Annotated in this window: 18 protein-coding genes; 9 read left to right on the top strand and 9 right to left on the bottom strand. The window is 67.5% G+C overall.

The window, feature by feature from the left end; all coding sequences use genetic code 11:
* Positions 1-61 precede the first annotated feature (61 nt).
* From hutU to hutI, 4 genes are read right to left on the bottom strand one after another with little or no spacing between them, the layout of a single operon-like run.
* The gene (gene hutU / locus LMF57_RS12505) at positions 62-1,729 is read right to left on the bottom strand and encodes a urocanate hydratase (protein WP_229289977.1); all 1,668 of its coding nucleotides are present in this window, start codon (positions 1,727-1,729) and stop codon (positions 62-64) included.
* Entirely contained in the window at positions 1,726-2,580 is an 855-nt protein-coding gene (hutG, locus tag LMF57_RS12500; RefSeq protein WP_032976262.1) for an N-formylglutamate deformylase, read from the bottom strand. Before hutG ends, hutU begins: the two co-directional genes overlap by 4 nt.
* A complete protein-coding gene (gene hutH / locus LMF57_RS12495; RefSeq protein WP_229289976.1) occupies positions 2,577-4,118 on the bottom strand; it encodes a histidine ammonia-lyase in 1,542 nt (513 codons plus the stop codon). Before hutH ends, hutG begins: the two co-directional genes overlap by 4 nt.
* Positions 4,115-5,338: an imidazolonepropionase gene (gene hutI, locus LMF57_RS12490; RefSeq protein WP_208082373.1), complete on the bottom strand. Its 1,224-nt coding sequence runs from the start codon at positions 5,336-5,338 to the stop codon at positions 4,115-4,117. Before hutI ends, hutH begins: the two co-directional genes overlap by 4 nt.
* Before the next feature lie 67 nt (positions 5,339-5,405).
* On the opposite strand from hutI, the gene LMF57_RS12485 reads away from it, so the two are divergent.
* The 4 genes from LMF57_RS12485 (at position 5,406) to LMF57_RS12470 (ending at position 8,204) form a co-directional block, all read left to right on the top strand.
* Entirely contained in the window at positions 5,406-6,776 is a 1,371-nt protein-coding gene (locus tag LMF57_RS12485) for a formimidoylglutamate deiminase (protein ID WP_229289975.1), read from the top strand.
* A 28-nt stretch (positions 6,777-6,804) separates the two neighbouring features.
* Positions 6,805-7,533: a histidine utilization repressor gene (hutC, locus tag LMF57_RS12480; protein ID WP_093819095.1), complete on the top strand. Its 729-nt coding sequence runs from the start codon at positions 6,805-6,807 to the stop codon at positions 7,531-7,533.
* Positions 7,534-7,619: 86 nt separating this feature from the next.
* Positions 7,620-7,802 carry a type II toxin-antitoxin system HicA family toxin gene (locus LMF57_RS12475; protein WP_229289974.1) on the top strand — a complete coding sequence of 61 codons (183 nt, stop codon included), beginning with the start codon at positions 7,620-7,622 and terminating at the stop codon, positions 7,800-7,802.
* A gap of 9 nt (positions 7,803-7,811) precedes the next feature.
* Positions 7,812-8,204, top strand: coding sequence for a type II toxin-antitoxin system HicB family antitoxin (locus LMF57_RS12470; RefSeq protein ID WP_229289973.1), 393 nt, complete (start codon positions 7,812-7,814; stop codon positions 8,202-8,204).
* Positions 8,205-8,250: 46 nt separating this feature from the next.
* Here the strand turns inward: LMF57_RS12470 and LMF57_RS12465 are convergent, their stop codons facing one another.
* The 3 genes from LMF57_RS12465 to LMF57_RS12455 form a co-directional block, all read right to left on the bottom strand.
* The gene (locus LMF57_RS12465) at positions 8,251-9,267 is read right to left on the bottom strand and encodes a restriction endonuclease (protein ID WP_229289972.1); all 1,017 of its coding nucleotides are present in this window, start codon (positions 9,265-9,267) and stop codon (positions 8,251-8,253) included.
* Between the two features lie 238 nt (positions 9,268-9,505).
* Complete coding sequence (locus LMF57_RS12460) at positions 9,506-9,997, bottom strand: phasin family protein (RefSeq protein WP_117310738.1); 492 nt, start codon at positions 9,995-9,997, stop codon at positions 9,506-9,508.
* An 81-nt stretch (positions 9,998-10,078) separates the two neighbouring features.
* Entirely contained in the window at positions 10,079-10,354 is a 276-nt protein-coding gene (locus LMF57_RS12455; protein ID WP_117310737.1) for a polyhydroxyalkanoic acid system family protein, read from the bottom strand.
* A 125-nt stretch (positions 10,355-10,479) separates the two neighbouring features.
* Here LMF57_RS12455 and LMF57_RS12450 point away from each other — a divergent pair, with 125 nt between their 5' ends.
* The 4 genes from LMF57_RS12450 (at position 10,480) to aroA (ending at position 15,234) form a co-directional block, all read left to right on the top strand.
* Positions 10,480-11,289 carry an FHA domain-containing protein gene (locus LMF57_RS12450; RefSeq protein WP_100460401.1) on the top strand — a complete coding sequence of 270 codons (810 nt, stop codon included), beginning with the start codon at positions 10,480-10,482 and terminating at the stop codon, positions 11,287-11,289.
* Between the two features lie 235 nt (positions 11,290-11,524).
* Positions 11,525-12,610: a 3-phosphoserine/phosphohydroxythreonine transaminase gene (gene serC, locus LMF57_RS12445; protein ID WP_229289971.1), complete on the top strand. Its 1,086-nt coding sequence runs from the start codon at positions 11,525-11,527 to the stop codon at positions 12,608-12,610.
* Positions 12,611-12,661: 51 nt separating this feature from the next.
* Positions 12,662-13,852, top strand: coding sequence for a prephenate dehydratase (gene pheA / locus LMF57_RS12440; protein ID WP_025878757.1), 1,191 nt, complete (start codon positions 12,662-12,664; stop codon positions 13,850-13,852).
* A gap of 74 nt (positions 13,853-13,926) precedes the next feature.
* The gene (gene aroA / locus LMF57_RS12435; protein WP_229289970.1) at positions 13,927-15,234 is read left to right on the top strand and encodes a 3-phosphoshikimate 1-carboxyvinyltransferase; all 1,308 of its coding nucleotides are present in this window, start codon (positions 13,927-13,929) and stop codon (positions 15,232-15,234) included.
* A gap of 158 nt (positions 15,235-15,392) precedes the next feature.
* Here the strand turns inward: aroA and LMF57_RS12430 are convergent, their stop codons facing one another.
* Complete coding sequence (locus LMF57_RS12430) at positions 15,393-15,962, bottom strand: energy transducer TonB (protein WP_229289969.1); 570 nt, start codon at positions 15,960-15,962, stop codon at positions 15,393-15,395.
* A 118-nt stretch (positions 15,963-16,080) separates the two neighbouring features.
* On the bottom strand, positions 16,081-16,725 hold the full coding sequence (locus tag LMF57_RS12425; RefSeq protein ID WP_208082753.1) for an energy transducer TonB: 645 nt from the start codon (positions 16,723-16,725) through the stop codon (positions 16,081-16,083).
* 113 nt (positions 16,726-16,838) lie between these two features.
* On the opposite strand from LMF57_RS12425, the gene serS reads away from it, so the two are divergent.
* A complete protein-coding gene (serS, locus tag LMF57_RS12420; RefSeq protein WP_117310733.1) occupies positions 16,839-18,119 on the top strand; it encodes a serine--tRNA ligase in 1,281 nt (426 codons plus the stop codon).
* Positions 18,120-18,173 lie beyond the last annotated feature (54 nt).

Raw genomic sequence — 18,173 nt, 5'->3', positions numbered from 1 at the left:
GCGGTACCGGGCAATGCATCGGGCGGTGCCGGCCAGCGGCCGGCCCTACCCGGGTGCTGGGTCAGCCGAGGATCCCCGGCAGATCCAGACCCTTCTCCTTCGCGCACTCAATCGCGATCCCATACCCCGCATCGGCATGGCGCATCACGCCGGTGGCCGGGTCGTTCCACAGCACGCGTGCAATGCGCTTGGCCGCCGCTTCAGTGCCATCGCAGACGATCACCATGCCGGCGTGCTGCGAGAAGCCCATACCCACGCCGCCGCCATGGTGCAGCGACACCCACGTCGCGCCACTGGCGGTGTTGAGCAGGGCATTCAGCAGCGGCCAGTCGGACACAGCATCGGAGCCGTCGGCCATCGCTTCGGTTTCGCGGTTCGGCGAGGCCACGCTGCCGCTGTCCAGATGGTCGCGACCGATCACCACCGGCGCCTTCAGTTCACCGTTGGCCACCATCTCGTTGAAGGCCAGGCCCAGTCGATCACGATCGCCCAGGCCGACCCAGCAGATGCGCGCCGGCAGGCCCTGGAACTTGATCTTCTCGGCGGCCATGTCCAGCCAGCGGTGCAGGTGCGGGTTGTCCGGAATCAGCTCCTTCACCTTGGCATCGGTCTTGGCGATGTCTTCCGGGTCGCCGCTCAGCGCCGCCCAACGGAACGGGCCGATGCCACGGCAGAACAGTGGCCGGATGTAGGCCGGCACGAAACCCGGGAAATCGAACGCACCCTCGACACCTTCTTCCAGCGCCATCTGCCGCAGGTTGTTGCCGTAATCCACGGTAGGCACGCCCAGCGAGTGGAAACCGAGCATGGCGCGGATGTGGTTGGCCATCGACGCACGCGCGGCCTTTTCCACTTCCTTCGGGGCGGTCACGCGCTTGGCATCCCATTCTTCCACCGTCCAGCCCTGCGGCAGGTAACCGTTCACCGGGTCGTGGGCGGAGGTCTGGTCGGTCAGCAGGTCCGGCTTCACGCCGCGGACCAGCAGTTCGTCCAGCACGTCGGCAACGTTACCGAGCAGGCCCACCGACAGCGGCTTCTTGGCGGTGCACGATGCTTCGATCAGGCGCAGGGCCTCATCCAGATCGTCGGTCCAGGTATCCAGGTAGCCGGTGCGCAGGCGCATCTCGATGCTGCTCTTGCGGCATTCCACCGCCAGGCAGGAGGCGCCGGCCATCACCGAGGCCAGCGGCTGCGCGCCACCCATGCCGCCCAGCCCGCCGGTGAACAGCCACTTGCCGGCCAGGCTGCCGTTGTAATGCTGGCGGCCCATTTCCACGAAGGTTTCGTAGGTGCCCTGGACGATGCCCTGTGCGCCGATGTAGATCCAGCTGCCGGCGGTCATCTGCCCATACATCGCCAAACCTTTCTTATCCAGCTCGTTGAAGTGATCCCAGTTGGCCCAGCGCGGCACCAGGTTGGAGTTGGCGATCAGCACGCGCGGTGCATCGGCATGGGTGCGGAACACGCCCACCGGCTTGCCCGACTGCACCAGCAGCGTCTGGTCATCGTCCAGGCGCTTGAGGGTTTCGACGATGGCGTCGAAGCTCTCCCAATCGCGTGCGGCACGGCCGATGCCGCCGTACACCACCAGCTCCTGCGGCCGCTCGGCCACGTCCGGGTGCAGGTTGTTCATCAGCATGCGCAGCGGCGCTTCGGTGAGCCAGCTCTTGGCGGTGAGCGTGGTGCCGGTCGGTGCGGCAATGGTGCGGGACGGGTCGTTGCGGGTCATGCGGCGCTCCGGTTCGTAGCGAATTCAAGGCAGGCATTGAGCACCTGCGCCAGGGTGTGGCGCAGCGGTGCGGCGTGTTCGGGGTCGAGCGGGGTGGGCCAGCTGTGCTCGTCCACCTGGTCGGGTAGTGGTTCGTGCATGTAGCCGCGGCAGGCCAGTTCCATCTGCAGGCTGTGCACACCACCGGCAATGCTGCTGTAGTGGCGGGTGATCCAGCCGCCCTTGAAGCGGCCGTTGCGCACCTGGCTCATGCCGCTGAGCGCCAGCAGGTTTTCCACCACATCGCTCAGCGCGTTGTCGCAGGAGGTGTCCGGTGCACCGGACGGCCCGGCGGTGCCGAGATTGAACTGCGGCAACTCGCCCTCGAACAGGTGCGGGATGTGCGAACGGATCGAATGCGCGTCGTACACCACCACGGTGCCGTGGCGTGCACGCAGGCGTGCGATCTGCGTGGCCAGTGCGTTGTGGTACGGCGCGAAATACGTGTCGCGGCGCCGGGCAATCTCGGCGTCATCCGGCTCGCGACCGGCGTGGTACAGCGGCTGGTTGTCGAAGGTGGTCAGCGGGCACAGGCCGGTGGTGTTCTGCCCCGGGTACAGCGACACGCCGCTGGGGTCGCGGTTGAGGTCGATCACCGAACGCGAGATTGCCGAGCGCACGGTGGTCGCGCCCATGCCGCGTGCGAAGTCGTACAGCTCATGCACCCACCAGTCGGCATCGCGGCGCGCCAGCCACGGCGAGTGGAAATCGCCGATCAGGTCATGCGGCAGCTCGCTGCCGGTGTGCGGGAAGCTGACGATCAGCGGCGCGTCGCCTTCGTGCACGGTCAGCCATTCGGGATGGCCGTTCATGCCTGCGGTTCCACCGTGGGCAACAGCTCGGCCAGGCCCTTGGCCAATGCGCCGCTGCGGACCAGATCGGTTGCGATCACCATGTCCGGGTGGAAATAGCGATCGTCCTGCAGCATCGGCACCTGTGCACGCAGCGTGGCGCGCACGCTTTCCAGTGCCTTGCTGGAGCGCAGCGGCGCATGGAAGTCGCAGCCCTGCGCAGCGGCCAGCAGCTCGATGCCGATCACGTTGGCCGCGTTCTCGGCCATCTGCATCAGGCGGCGTGCACCGTGCGCGGCCATCGACACGTGGTCTTCCTGGTTGGCCGAGGTGGGAATCGAATCGACGCTGGCCGGGTAGGCGCGCTGCTTGTTTTCCGACACCAGCGCAGCAGCGGTCACCTGCGGAATCATGAAGCCGGAGTTCAAACCCGGACGCGGGGTCAGGAAGGCCGGCAGGCCGGACAGCGCAGGGTCGACCAGCATCGCCAGGCGGCGCTCGCTGATCGAACCGATTTCGCACACGGCCATCGCCAGCATGTCGGCGGCGAAGGCTACCGGCTCGGCGTGGAAGTTGCCGCCGGACAGCGCCTCACCGGTATCGGTGAACACCAGCGGGTTGTCGGACACGCCGTTGGCTTCGATTTCCAGCGTGGTCGCAGCCTGGCGCAGGATGTCCAGCGCCGCGCCCATCACCTGCGGCTGGCAGCGCAGGCAGTACGGGTCCTGCACGCGCACGTCGTTGTCACGGTGCGATTCGCGGATGCCCGAATCCTGCATCAGCGTGCGCAGGGTGGCGGCGGTGGCGATCTGCCCACGCTGGCCACGCAGCGCATGGATACGCGGATCGAACGGCGTGTCCGAGCCCTTGGCCGCTTCCACCGACAGCGCGCCGGTGACCAGTGCGGCCTGGAACACGGTTTCAATTTCAAACAGGCCGGCCAGTGCGTACGCGGTGGAGAACTGGGTGCCGTTGAGCAGGGCCAGGCCTTCCTTCGCGCCCAGTTCCACCGGCTGCAGGCCGGCGCGTGCTAGTGCGTCCACGGCGGGCAGGCGTTCATCGCCGATGAAGGCCTCGCCGACGCCGATCATCACGCTGGCCAGATGCGAGAGCGGTGCCAGGTCGCCCGAAGCACCGACCGAGCCCTGCGCCGGCACCACCGGCAGCACGCCTTTCACCAGCATTGCTTCCAGCAGCAGCAGCGTTTCCTCGCGCACGCCGGAAGCACCCTGGGCCAGGCTGACCAGCTTCAACGCCATCATCAGCCGCACCACATTGGCCGGCATCGGCTCGCCCACGCCTGCGGCATGCGAGAGCACGATGTTCCGCTGCAGGGTGGCCAGGTCCTCGCGCTCGATGCGCACGCTGGCCAGCTTGCCGAAACCGGTGTTGATGCCATACACCGGTGCGCCCTTGGAAACGATGGCAGCCACCGTTGCGGCACTGGCACGCACCGCCGGCAACGCGGCCGGGTCAAGCGACAGCGGCGCACCGCGATACGCCTGCCGCCACTGGGCGAGGGTGACATGACCGGGGCGAAGAACCAGGGTGTTGCTCATGTGTTGCTCCAGGAGGCAGGCAGGTCGGGCTGTCCGCGCATCACGCGCGCGTGCAGCGGGTTGAATCCAATGCGATAGACCAGGTCGGCGGGGGCGTCGATGTCCCAGATCGCCAGGTCGCAGTCCATGCCGACGGCCAGGCGGCCGATGCGCTCGCCATGGCCCAGCGCACGCGCCGCTTCACGGGTGAAGCCGGCGATGCACTCGTCCACGGTCAGGCGGAACAGGGTGGCGCCCATGTTCATTGCCAGCAGCGGGCTGGTCAGCGGCGAGGTGCCGGGGTTGCTGTCGGTGGCCAGTGCCAGCGGCACGCCGGCCGCACGCAGCGCGGCGATCGGCGGCAGGGTGGTATCGCGGGTGAAGTAGAACGCGCCCGGCAGCAGCACGGCGACGGTACCGGCGGCGGCCATCGCGGCGATGCCAGCGTCGTCCAGATGTTCGATATGGTCGGCCGACAGCGCACCGAAACCGGCCGCCAGTTCAGCGCCATGCTGGTTGCTCAGTTGTTCGGCGTGGATCTTGATCGCCAGACCATGCGCACGCGCAGCGTCGAATACCTGGCGGGCTTGCGCCGGCGAGAACGCGATGTTCTCGCAGAAGATGTCCACGGCCTCGGCCAGGCCTTCTGCAGCGATGGCCGGAATCATCACCTCGCACACCTCATCGGTGTATTCCTGCGCCTCGCGACCGGGCGGCACCGCGTGCGCACCGAGGAAGGTCGGCACTACGTTCACCCGGCATTCCTCGCCCAGCGCGCGGGCCACCTGCAGCTGCTTGCGCTCGTCCTGCAGGGTCAGGCCGTAACCGGATTTGATCTCGATGGTGGTCACGCCTTCGGCGCGCATTGCCAGCAGGCGCGGCCGGCTCTCGCGTGCCAACTGCTCTGGCGAGGCAGCACGGGTGGCGCGCACCGTAGAGACGATACCGCCACCGGCACGGGCGATCTCGGCATAGCTCACGCCCTGCAGGCGCTGCTCGAATTCGTTGGCGCGGTTGCCGGCGTAGACCAGGTGGGTGTGGCAGTCGATCAGACCGGGCGACATCCAGCGGCCTTCGCCGTCGATGCGGGTGGTCGGCTGCAGTTGGGCATCGCTGCCGGCGGGGCCGACATGCACGATGCGGCCATCAGTGGCGGCCAGTACTCCATCGCGCAGGACACCCAGGCCCTCGCCATCGAGGGTCATCAGGTGGATGTTGGACCAGAGGGTATCGACGTGCATGGCATCCACAACGCAGCTGTGCTTATATGTCTATACAATATAGGCGTCCAATTCGGGTTGTCCAGCCATGTCCGATTCGCGTCCCGCGCACTCCTTCCATGCCGCCCATGCCCTGCTGGCCGACGGCTGGGCCGCCGACGTCCGCCTGCAGGTGCAGGACGGGCGCATCGCCGCGGTCACGCGTGGGCAGGCTGCGCAGCAGGGTGATACCCGCGTGGGCATCCTGGTGCCCGGCCTGCCGAACCTGCACAGCCACGCCTTCCAGCGCGGCATGGCCGGCCTGACCGAGATCGGTGGCGGCGACGGCGACAGTTTCTGGAGCTGGCGCGAACTGATGTACCGCTTCCTGGCCCATCTGCGCCCGGACGCAGTGCAGGCCATCGCCGCCCAGGCCTACATGGAAATGCTGGAAAGCGGCTTCACCCGCGTCGGCGAATTCCACTACCTGCACCACGATGCCGATGGCCGCCCCTACGCCGATCGCGCCGAGATGAGCGCGCAGATTGCAGCTGCCGCCGCGCAGACCGGCATCGGCCTGACCCTGCTGCCGGTGTTCTACGCCCACGCCGATTTCGGTGGCGCGCCGCCGAACCCGGCACAGCGCCGCCTCATCCATGACGTAGACGGGTTCGCGCAGCTGCTTGATGGCGCCCGCACCGCGCTGGCCACGCTGCCCGATGCGGTGCTGGGCATCGCCCCGCACAGCCTGCGCGCGGTGACCGGCGACGAGCTGAGCGCACTGCTGCCGCTGACCGATGGCCCGATACACATCCATATTGCCGAGCAGGTACGCGAGGTCGAGGCCTGCCTGGCATGGAGTGGCCGGCGACCGGTGCAGTGGCTGTACGAGCATGCGCCGGTCGATGCGCGCTGGTGCCTGGTGCACGCCACCCACATCACCGACGACGAGCGCGCGCAGATGGTCGCCAGCAAGGCCGTGGCCGGGCTGTGCCCGATCACCGAGGCCAACCTGGGCGACGGCCTGTTCCCGATGCAGGCCTTCGCGCGCGAGGGCGGGCGCTTCGGTGTCGGCTCCGATTCCAACGTGCTGATCGATGCCACAGAAGAGCTGCGCCTGCTGGAATACGGCCAGCGGCTGGCCCTGCGGGGTCGCAACGTGTTGGCCCCGGATGCCGGCCGCAGCACCGGGCGCTTCCTGTTCGAGGGTGCGCTGCAGGGCGGTGCCCAGGCGCTCGGTGTGGCCGCCGGCCTGCAGGTGGGTGCCAGCGCAGACATGGTTGAACTGGATGCCGCGCACCCCGCGTTGCAGGCGCGACACGGTGACGCATGGCTTGACAGCTGGGTGTTCGCCGCACGTAATGGCGCGCTGCGATCGGTCTGGCGCCATGGCCGCCAGTGCGTGGCCGAGGGCCGCCACCTGCAGCGCGAGGCCATCACCACCTCCTTCGCCGCTGCCCTGCGTGGCGTGCTGGGCTGATCGCCTCCCACCATCGAGACCCCAGCACGTGAAGGCCAGCAAGTCCGCCACGCTCAACCAGCGCATCCGCAGCGACCTGGAAAGCCGCATCCTCAGCGGAGAGTGGGCGCCGGGCTTCCGTATCCCGTACGAGCACGAACTGATGGAGCAGTACGGTTGCTCGCGGATGACGGTGAACAAGGTGCTGACGGCGCTGGCCGAGAGCGGCATGATCGAGCGCCGCCGCCGGGCGGGCTCCTTCGTGGCTCGGCAGCCACCGCACCTGGAGCAGGTGGCGTTGGAGATCCCCGACATCGCGATGGAGGTCGGATCGCGCGGACATCAGTACGGCTACCGGCTGCTGCAGCGCGAACTGCGCCTGGCCGAGGCAGCCAACGCCGGCGAAGTGGAACTGGCCGGCAGCGAGCAGTTGCTGGCGATGCGCTGCCTGCATCTGGCCGATGGCCGGCCGCTGGCGCTGGAGCATCGCCTGATCAGCCCGGTCGGCGTGCCCGAGGTGCTGGAGGTGGATTTCAGCACCACCGCGCCGGGCAGCTGGCTGCTGCAGAACGTGTCGTGGACGCGCGCCCAGCATCGCATCAGCGCCTGGGGCGCCGATGCGCCCACTGCCAGGCTGCTGGACGTGAAGCCCGGTACCGCCTGCCTGGTGATCGAGCGCCTGACCTGGCGCGGCGAACAGCCGATCACCCGCGTGCGCCAGATGTTCCTGGGTGATGCCTGGGACCTGGTCGCCCGATTCGCACCCGGGGCGCGATAGCGGCGGACATCCCATTCGCCGTGGCGTTGCCGGCTCTGTCGCCTTGCGCTCTGTCGGTGCGTGTGTACGATGTGTATGGTTCCTGCATGAAAAGCAGGGACCTCATCCGGGAGCTGGAAGCGGCGGGCGGGTACTGCAACCGGATCCGCGGATCCCATCATGTATTCGTGCATCCGTACCGGCCTCACATCATCACCGTTCCTCATCCCAAAAAGGATCTGGGAAAAGGGTTGGTGCAGGCACTGCGGAAGCTTGCGGGACTGACGTAGGAGGCCCTCATGCGATATCCAGTCTTGATCGAGGCCGGTGATGAACGCACCGCGTGGAGCGTGATCGTGCCGGACCTGCCTGGCTGCTTCTCGGCTGCCGACACACTCGACGGTGCATTGACGTCTGCCGAAGAGGCGGCACTGGCATGGATCGATGCCGCGCTGGATGCAGGCCGCTCGATTCCACGCCCTTCATCGCCACAGAAGGTGGTAGCCGAGGCCGGAGCTGCAGCAGGATGGATCCTCGCTTACATCTGCATCGATCCATCGTTGCTGGATGACACCATTGAGCGCGTCAACATCAGCTTGCCGCGCCGTATCCTTGCGCGCCTGGATGCGCAGGCCAAGGCGGCCAGCGAGTCGCGCTCCAGTTACATCGCGCACCTGGCGTCACGGGGCTGACGATACGGCGACCGGGCACGCGCCCGGCGCTACACCCGGCAGCCCATCAATACGTCGCGCACTGCCGCCAGCGCACCGGCTCATCCACACCGGGGCGGGCGTTGAGCTGCACGCGCACGTTGCGCAGGGCGGGGTAGCGCAGCACTTCCTGGCACACGCGTGGCCACACCGTTTCCAGTTCACCGGTGCGGTTGATCGCCAGCGTCTGCCGGGTCAGCCAGACAGCACTGGCGATGCCGGATTGCCCCGCCAGCGCGCGCGCCAGTTCTGCCTGGTAGCGGTCCAGCGTGGCAGCGTCCGGGTTGGGATTGCTGCGCGTGTCGTCGCCATTCTGCGGCGCGGCTGCGGCGACCATGGAAGCGGGCGCATTCGCGGCGCTGTCCGGCGCGGCGGGCGTCGGCACAGGACGTGCAGCCGGCGGCGCGACAGGTGCAACGGCAGGTGCTGGGACCGAGTCCGCCTGTTCCGGGCGCAGGCCCTGCAGGCCAAGCCCGACCAGCAGGCCCAGCGTCACTGAAGCCAGTGCGGCGATGGCAATGCGGCGTAGCGCTTCATGGCGGGCGATCGCGCGCACGCGGGTCTCAACATCGGCCGGCAGGTAGGGCTGCAGCAGTGGCCACAGGCGCGGACCATCGATGACTTCCACTGCCTGCTTTTCCGCCGCGCCCAGGCCATCGCGTTCAACCCGGCCTTCGGTGATCAGCATGCCGCCCTTGGCGCCTGCCAGCCGCGCGGCAGCACCCAGTTCGTTCACAGCAGCGGTGCCGATGCGATAGGCCAGGCCGTGCTTGCACGACACCCGCCAGGTGTTCGGTCCATCGCTGAGCAGGAAATCGCTGCTCGGCTCGCGGCTTTCCTCGCTCGGATCCTGCAGTTCACGCAGGCCCCGCTGCTCGCGCAGCATGCGCTTGATCAGGGCGGAAAACTCGCGCCAGTGCATGCCCGCCAAGGCCTGCAGGCCCAGTTGCATTTCGGTACGTCGACGCTTGAACCACCACAGGTAGACGGTGGCCAGGGTGCAGGTAAGCAGGGCCGACAGCAGGGCCAGAATCCAGGGAAGCATGCAGGGCGACGACGGAAGGGGCGAAAACGGAAGCCCACAGTGTAAAGGGCCGACCGGTTGATTGCGTCAGGGTGTTCCCGACAACAACCGTGATGCAGCCCGCAGATCTGCATGCGCCAGACACGAAGAAACCCGCCAATCCTGAAGCCGTGAGGGGAGGGAGCAAACGGCAGCCGAAGCGATTGGCGGGTTCTACGCGATTGTCAACGAAAATTTATTGCGTTGCAACAAAGGCGGTTCAGGGCGTGCTGCCCGGCGACTGGTGGCTGCCCGGCGAGGGGGCATCCACGTCGGTGGAGGCGCGGTGTTCGAGCTTGGCCAGGCGTGCGCTCAGGGCATCGATGCGGGCTTCCAGCGCGGTCACCTGATCGGCGGTCGGCACGTGCAGTCGCTTGAGTACGCCCTGCACCTGGTCATCGAAGGCCTTGTTGACCTTGTCCCAGGTTCCGGATGCCTTCTCGCGGGCTTCGTCCAGCGAGTGCTCGACGTTGTCGCGCCAGCCCGGTTCCTGCTCGCCGCTGCGTTCACGGCGGCGGGCTTCCCAGGCTTCGCCTTCCTTCACCAGGCCATCGAAGAAACGGCCTCCCTCTGCCTGCGCGCGCCCGAGGGCGCCCAGACCGGCCAGCCAGACCTGCTGTGCCGAATCGCTCAGCTTGCGCGAAAAGCGCTCTGCCTGGTCGCCGAAGCCGGCATCGTCGTCGCGGCGATCGTCATTCTCGTAACGGTTCATTGCATTCCCCGTGGGAGTTGGGCCTATCCCCGAGAGTAGCGCGGCGCGCCGTTGCTGGGCCGTGATGGCCGCAGCGCAGGTTCAGCCCAGCTTTTCCTTCAACACGCGCTGGATCTCGCTTTCCACCATGCCCTTCATTGCCGACAGCAGGAAGCCCAGCTTGGCCGTGACCCGCACCGCGCCCGGCTGCAGTTCGATCGCACCGTCCACGCCACTGCCGGAGAAATTCAGCACGTCGGCGGCCCACGACGACTTCAGGCCGAAGCGTTCGCCCAGCTTGGCGGCAACCTGCTCGATCGCTTCACGTGCCTGGGTGTCGGGCAGGGCGTGGGCGTGGCGGACATCGATGGTGGACATGCGGGCTCCTGGCGCAGGGCGGGGATCAATTGAGAGGGCGAGCATTGTGCGCATCGACGGCGCCCACGCCAAGCGCTCATCGCAGGTTCTTCTTCGTGGGCGGCCAACCTGCTAGTCTGCGCCGCGTGCAGAACCTGCTAGTTCACTTCAGTCAACAACAACAGCCCGACCAGCCGCTGCGGCCCGGGGTGCAGCGCATCGTGCGCCAGGCAAACGGCAGCGTGCGCCTCGGTGATGCCGGCAACGGCGCGCTGCTGCTTGCGCAGTTCTGCATGGACGACCGCGGCCTCTGGCTGCAGGTCGGCAACGGTATCCGTGGGATCCATGTGAATGGTCGCCCGGTGCGGCGCATGGCCCTGCTGAGGGCGGGCGACGCGGTCTACGTCGATGGCGTGGAAATGGTCCTGCAGGGCGAGGTCGACACCCTGCTGCAGGCACCGGCGCCGGCAGCCAGCGTCGAAGGCAGCGGTGACGAGCAGCGCCTGCTGCGCGGTGTGGGCGGCCTGCACCACGGCCGCAGCTACCCCCTGTCGCGCACGCGGGTGATCGGCCGTGGCAGCGATGTCGACATCGAGATCGATGAACCCGCCTTCGCCGAACAGCACGCGCGGGTGGAAGTCCATGGCGAGCGGGTACTGCTGCGCGACCTGGGCAGTGCCGATGGCACCCGGGTCAACGGCGTTGCCGTACGCCACTGCTGGCTGCAGGCCGGCGACCAGGTCGTGTTCGACGGCCAGCACCGGTTCGTGCTGGAAGTGCCGCATGACCCGCGCCGGCGACCGCCACTGGCCGATGACGAAGGCAGCGACGAAGCCGAACAGGCACCGGTGGTGCCGGTCGCTCCGCGTCGGGTGCGGCGGTGGCCGTGGCTGCTGGGCAGTGCGTTGCTGCTGGCAGCCGTGCTCAGCCTGCTGCTCTGGTTCGGCGCGCGCTGAATTCGTTCCGCCGGGCATGGCCCGGCGCTACCGGCCCTCGCTCGGGTAGATGCCAACCTTGGTTGGCAGGCTCCATCCGCACCCATGACGCCTGCCGGCGTACGCCAACCAAGGTTGGCGGCTACCGGTGCTACACGCGGCAATGGATACGGATGCAACCAAATTTCCCTTGCGCCACAAGGCCGCAAGGCTGGTGCGGTGCGGCATACTAGGGGTCTTGCCCCACAGGTGTGCCATGACGCGCGCGTTCAACTTCAGTGCCGGCCCTGCAACGTTGCCGGAATCGGTCCTGCGCCAGGCGCAGGCGGAAATGCTGGACTGGCACGGTAGCGGTGCCTCCATCGTGGAAATGAGCCATCGCGGTCCGGAGTTCATGTCCGTGGCCGCCGAGGCCGAGGCCGACCTGCGTCGCCTGCTCGACATTCCCGAGGACTATGCGGTGCTGTTCCTGCCCGGTGGTGCCACCACCCAGCAGGCGTTGATCCCGCTCAACTTCGCCAGCCCCGGCCAGCGTGCCGACTACGTGGTCACCGGCCACTGGGGCAAGACCGCAGTCAAGCAGGCCAGCCCCCACGTGGACGTCAACATCGCCGCCAGCAGCGAGGCCGAAGGGTATCGCCAGCTGCCCGAGCGCGCCGGTTGGCAGCTCTCTCCCGATGCCGCCTACGTGCACATCACTGCCAACGAGACCATCCACGGCGTCGAGTTCCGTGATGTTCCCGAGACCGGCAACGTGCCGCTGGTGGCCGACTTCAGTTCGTCCATCGCCAGCGAGCCGCTGGATGTACGCCGCTACGGTGTCATCTATGCCGGTGCGCAGAAGAACCTGGGCCCGGTCGGCATCGCGGTGATGATCATCCGTCGCGACCTGCTGGAGCGTAGTGGCCAGCCACGCGCGGACATCTTCGATTACCGCTCGCACGTCGCCCGCGATTCCATGCTCAACACCCCGCCCACCTGGAACTGGTACCTGGCCGGTCTGGTGTTCAAGTGGATGCTGGCCGAAGGTGGCGTGGTCGAGTTCGCCAAGCGCAACGCCGCCAAGGCCGCGCTGGTGTACGGCGCCATCGATGCCTCCGGTGGCTTCTATCGCAACGAGGTCGCCCATTCGGCGCGCTCGAGGATGAACATCCCGTTCTTCCTGCCCAACACCGACCTCGATGCCCGTTTCGTCGCCGATGCCAAGGCCGCCGGCCTGCTGGCGCTGAAGGGTCACAAGGTGGTCGGTGGCATCCGCGCCTCGCTTTACAACGCCATGCCGCTGGCCGGGGCGGAGGCGCTGGTCGCCTTCATGGCCGATTTCCAGCAGCGTCACGGCTGAGCAATGAACGGCGCGCATCGTCGGGTGCGCGCCCCGCAACAAGGAATTCCGATGGCAAGCAAACCCAGCAAGAAGGCGTCGAAGAAGGCCGAGCCGGCCAAGGACAGCGCCACTTCCAAGCCCAAGGGCAAGTCGAAGGCAACCGCGGTGCCGACCCTGGCGCCACTGGCACTGGCCGATGTGCGTTCGAAGATCGACCAGATCGACCGTGACATCCAGAGCCTGATTGCCGAGCGCGCACAGTTCGCCCACCAGGTCGGCAAGGCCAAGGGCAAGCTCGCCGCCGCCGTCGATTACTACCGCCCCGAGCGGGAGGCGCAGGTACTGCGCATGGTGGTGGATCGCAACGAAGGCCCGCTCAGCGATGAGCTGCTGGTGCACGTCTACCGCGAAATCATGTCGGCCTGCCTGGCCCAGCAGGAGCCGTTGAAGATCGGCTACCTCGGCCCGGAAGGTACCTTCAGCCAGCAGGCCGTGCTCAAGCACTTCGGCCGCTCGGCGCTGGGCCTGCCGATGGCCAGCATCGAAGAAGTGTTCCAGGAAGTGGAAGCGGGCAACGCCGATTTCGGCGTGGTGCCGGTGGAAAACTCGGGGCAGGGCACCATCCAGATCACCCTGGACATGTTCCTCACCTCCAACCTGAAGATCTGCGGCGAAGTGGAACTGCGCGTACAGCAGTACCTGATGTCGCGCAGCGGCCGCATCGAGGACATCGAGCGCGTTTACGGCCATCCGCAGTCGTTCATGCAGACCTCGGCATGGATGCGCGCCAACCTGCCCAAGGCCGAGAAGATCCCGGTGGCCAGCAACGCCGAAGGCGCGCGCCGTGCGCGCAACGCCGACGATGCAGCGGCCATCGGCGGCGAGAGCGCCGGCCATGTGTACGGCCTGAAGAAGGTCGTCACCAAGCCGATCCAGAACGATGCCGACAACACCACCCGTTTCCTGGTGGTGGGTCGCAACATCTTCCCGACCTCCGGCCATGACCGCACCTCGGTGCTGGTGTTCATCCATGACAAGCCCGGCGCGCTGTTCGATGTGCTCAGCCCGTTCGCGCGCCATGGCATCAGCATGAACCGCATCGAGTCGCGCCCCTCGCACCACGGCAAGTGGGAATACGGCTTCTTCATCGACCTGGCCGGTCACATCGACGACGCGCCGATGCAGGCCGCACTTGCCGAACTGGAAGCGCACTCGGCGCAGATCAAGGTGCTTGGCTCCTATCCGGTAGCCGTGCCCTGATCCCTGCTGCGGCGGCTGCGGCCGCCGCCCCTGATGCACCGCCGGCGAGCCGGCGTTTACGGAACCATTCAACGATGAGCAACGCGCAGCACTGGATCGCCCGCAAGGGCCAGCCCCTGCAGGGCAGCCTGACCATTCCCGGCGACAAGTCGGTCTCGCACCGCTCGGTGATGTTCGCCGCACTGGCCGATGGCACCTCGCATATCGAAGGCTTCCTGGAAGGCGAAGACACCCGCGCCACCGCGCGCATCTTCAGCCAGCTGGGCGTGCGCATCGAAACCCCCAGTGCGTCGCAGCGCGTCGTGCACGGCGTCGGCATCGATGGCCTGCAGGCACCCAGCGCACCGCTCGACTGTGGCAATGCCGGCACCGGCATGCGCCTGCTGGCCGGCCTGCTGGCCGGTCAGGCATTCGACTGCACGCTGGTCGGCGACGAATCGCTGTCCGGCCGTCCGATGCGCCGCGTCACCGGTCCGCTGTCGCAGATGGGCGCGAAGATCGACACCGAGGAAGACGGCACGCCACCGCTGCACGTGCATGGCGGGCAGACGCTGCACGGCATCGACTTTGCCTCGCCGGTGGCCAGTGCGCAGATCAAGTCCGCCGTGCTGCTGGCCGGCCTGTACGCGCACGGCGAAACCAGCGTCACTGAGCCGCACCCGACCCGCGACTACACCGAGCGCATGCTGTCCGCGTTCGGCGTGGACATCGCGTTCTCGCCGGGCAAGGCCCGCCTGCGTGGCGGCCAGCGCCTGCGCGCGACCGATATCGTGGTGCCGGCCGACTTCTCCTCGGCCGCGTTTTTCCTGGTGGCGGCCAGCATCATTCCCGGCTCCAAACTGCGCCTGAAGCAGGTCGGCCTCAATCCGCGCCGCACCGGCCTGCTGCACGCGCTGCGCCTGATGGGCGCGGACATCACCGAACAGAACCCGGCAGAGCAGGGCGGCGAACCGGTGGCCGATCTGCTGGTGCGCTACGCGCCGCTGAAGGGTGCGCGCATTCCCGAGGAGCTGGTGCCGGACATGATCGACGAGTTCCCGGCATTGTTCGTGGCCGCTGCTGCTGCCGAAGGCCAGACCGTGGTGACCGGCGCCGCCGAACTGCGGGTGAAGGAATCCGATCGCCTGGCCGCGATGGCGACCGGCCTGCGCGCGCTGGGCATGCAGGTGGACGAAACCGAAGATGGTGCCACCCTGCACGGCGGCGTATCGCTGGGCAGTGGCACCATTGAAAGCCACGGTGATCATCGCATCGCAATGGCCTTCGCCATTGCCGGCCAGATCAGCCACGGCGAAGTGCGCATCAACGACATCGCCAATGTCGCAACGTCCTTCCCGGATTTCGACGGCCTCGCACGCAGCGCCGGCTTCAACCTGGCCTGAGGTAGTCCCGGCGCCGCCGCGCTCGCCGGGCATGGCCCGGCGCTACCCTTTGGCGCCTGTTCCCGTAGCGCCGGGCCATGCCCGGCGGAAACCCAACGCGCGCGCAAAAAAAAACGGAGGCCGAGGCCTCCGTTTTCATTTCAGGCGTCAACCGGTGATCAACGCTGTACGGTACGGAAATCCACCGGCACGCGTACCACGCTGGCCACCGCGCGGCCCTGGTGCATGGCAGGCTCGAACTTCCAGCCCTGCACCGTGTTCAGCACAGCACGGTCCAGGTCGCGGCTGCGCTCACCACTGCGCGACACGATCGCAGCGTCGGTCACGTTGCCACGCGTATCCACATTCAAGCTGGCAACCACGCTGCCCTGCACGCCACTGCGCAGCGCAGCAGCCGGATAACTGGGCTTGCTGTTGCTGGCCAGCGGACGCGCCTCACGGTTGCGTACGGCCGGGGCTGCCTTGCGCTCGCTCTGCGCGGGCACGGCCTGTCGCGCAGCCGGGGCGGGCGTGGTGGCAACCGGGGTTTCCGTGGCCGGCAGCATGCGCTCGCTTACCGGGGCAGGCGCAACGTCGTCATGGCTGGAGAATCGCAGCCAGACCAGTGCCGCGGCGAACATTGCCACGATCAGGGCCAGCCAAAGCCAAGGGGAGGCGGTGCGCGGCTCGAGCGCGCCGTCCTGCTGCAGTTGCGGCGAATGAAGGTTCTCGTGGGTGGTGGCAGTCATCGCAAACTCCTCACGTCAGTAACGACGCCCAGAGTGTTGCCCGAGGCGGCGTCGCAGCGTGTCAGGATTGCGTCAACGCGACCTGCAGGGTTCAGCTTTTCTGCGGGGAAGCGTTCAGTTACTGCGGCTTGAAGTCGAACGGCACTTCAATGCTGCCGGGTACCGGCTGGCCATTGCTGACTGCCGGGCTGAAGCGCCAGCGACGCACCGCGTCGGTCGCTGCACGGTCCAGCTCGCGGGAACCGCTGCGCTGGACCACCGTCACGTTGTTCGGGTAGCCGGTGGCGTCCACCTCTACCCGCACCACCACGCTGCCCGCCTCGCCGCGTCGCAGGGCGGCGGCGGGGTAGGCCGGTGGCGGCGACTGGCCGGCAATCGGCATCGGCTGCGCGTTGGCGGTTGCCGGTGCCGCAGTGCCCGGGGCGGCCGGAGCGGGTTCAACCGTGGCCGGTGGCGGGGGCGGGGCGGTTTCCACCAGCTTCGGCGCATCTTCTTCGTCCGGCACCGGGGCCGGCTTGGCGTCTGGCATGTCGCTGGAACCGGCCGCTGCGGCCAAGGGTTCGGGCAGCGGTTCCACCTGGGCGGTTTCCTGCGGCGTCTGCGCGGCCGGGTCGGCACGGAAGAATTCCTTGTCGCGTCCGGTCAGCCAGACCAGTACGAACAGCAGGATGCCCACGCCGAAAGCGATGCCGGCGATCTTCAGGGCGTTGCGCGGGATATGCACGGTGAACGACTTGGCAGGCGACGGACGGGGAGCAGACATGGACCAGACCAGTACGGAATGCCTCGATTCTGCCACGGCCGGAATGAACTGGGCGGCAGAATTCCGTATAACAGGCGATAATCCCGTTCCTGTTACCCACCACGACGCCTGCCATGCTTGATCCAGCCCTGCTCCGCCACCAGCCCGCCGACCTCGCCGAACGCCTGCGCACCAGCCGCGGCTTCGAGCTCGACGTGTCTGCCCTGGAGTCACTGGAGGCCGATCGCAAGCGCATCCAGGTGCGTACCCAGGAGCTGCAGAGCCTGCGCAACAGCCGTTCCAAGGCCATCGGCCAGGCCAAGGCCAAGGGCGAGGACGTTTCGGCCATCATGGCCGAGGTTGCCGCATTCGCCGATGAGCTGAAGGCCTCGGAAGTGGCCCTGGACGAGCTGCGCGAGAAGATCGACACGATCTCCATGGGCATCCCGAACATTCCCGCCGATGACGTGCCGGCCGGCGCCGACGAGAGCGAGAACGTCGAGCAGTCGCGCTGGGGTACCCCGCGCCAGTTCGATTTCAAGGTGCTCGACCACGTCGAACTGGGCGCACGCAACAAGTGGCTGGACGGCGAGACCGCCGCCAAGCTGTCCGGTTCGCGCTTCACCGTGCTGCGTGGCCCGATCGCCCGCCTGCATCGCGCCCTGGCCCAGTTCATGCTCGACCTGCACAGCGGCGAGCACGAGTACCAGGAAACCAACGTGCCGGTGATCGTCAACGCCGACAGCCTGTACGGCACCGGCCAGCTGCCCAAGTTCGAAGAGGACATGTTCATCACCCAGCTGGGTGAGCAGAAGCGTTACCTCATCTCGACCTCGGAAATCTCGCTGACCAACATCGCCCGCGACGAGATCCTCGACGCCGAGCGCCTGCCCCTGCGCATGACCGCCCACTCGCTGTGCTTCCGTTCCGAAGCCGGCAGCGGTGGCCGCGATGTGCGCGGCATGATCCGCCAGCATCAGTTCGAGAAGGTCGAGCTGGTTTCGATCTGCCGCCCGGAAGACAGCGACGCCGAGCACCAGCGCATGACCCGCTGCGCCGAAGTGGTGCTGGAGAAGCTGGGCCTGCCGTACCGCAAGGTGCTGCTGTGCACCGGCGACATGGGCTTCTCGGCCATCAAGACCTACGACCTGGAAGTCTGGCTGCCGTCGCAGGAGACCTATCGCGAGATTTCCTCGTGCTCGAACTGTGGTGACTTCCAGGCGCGCCGCATGCAGGCCCGCTGGCGCAACCCGGCCACCGGCAAGCCGGAGCTGGCGCACACCCTGAACGGCTCGGGCGTGGCCGTCGGCCGCGCGATGATCGCGGTGATGGAGAACTACCAGAACGCCGACGGCAGCATCACCGTGCCTGAAGTCCTGCGCCCGTACATGGGCGGCATCGAAACCATCGGCTGATCAGCCGGTAGCGCCGGGCCATGCCCGGCGGCCTTCTGATGGGTGCCGGCCATG

The organism is Stenotrophomonas sp. SI-NJAU-1, assembly GCF_020883215.1.
Classification (GTDB): Bacteria; Pseudomonadota; Gammaproteobacteria; order Xanthomonadales; family Xanthomonadaceae; genus Stenotrophomonas; species Stenotrophomonas indicatrix.
This window is presented reverse-complemented; position numbering and strand designations above follow the sequence as displayed.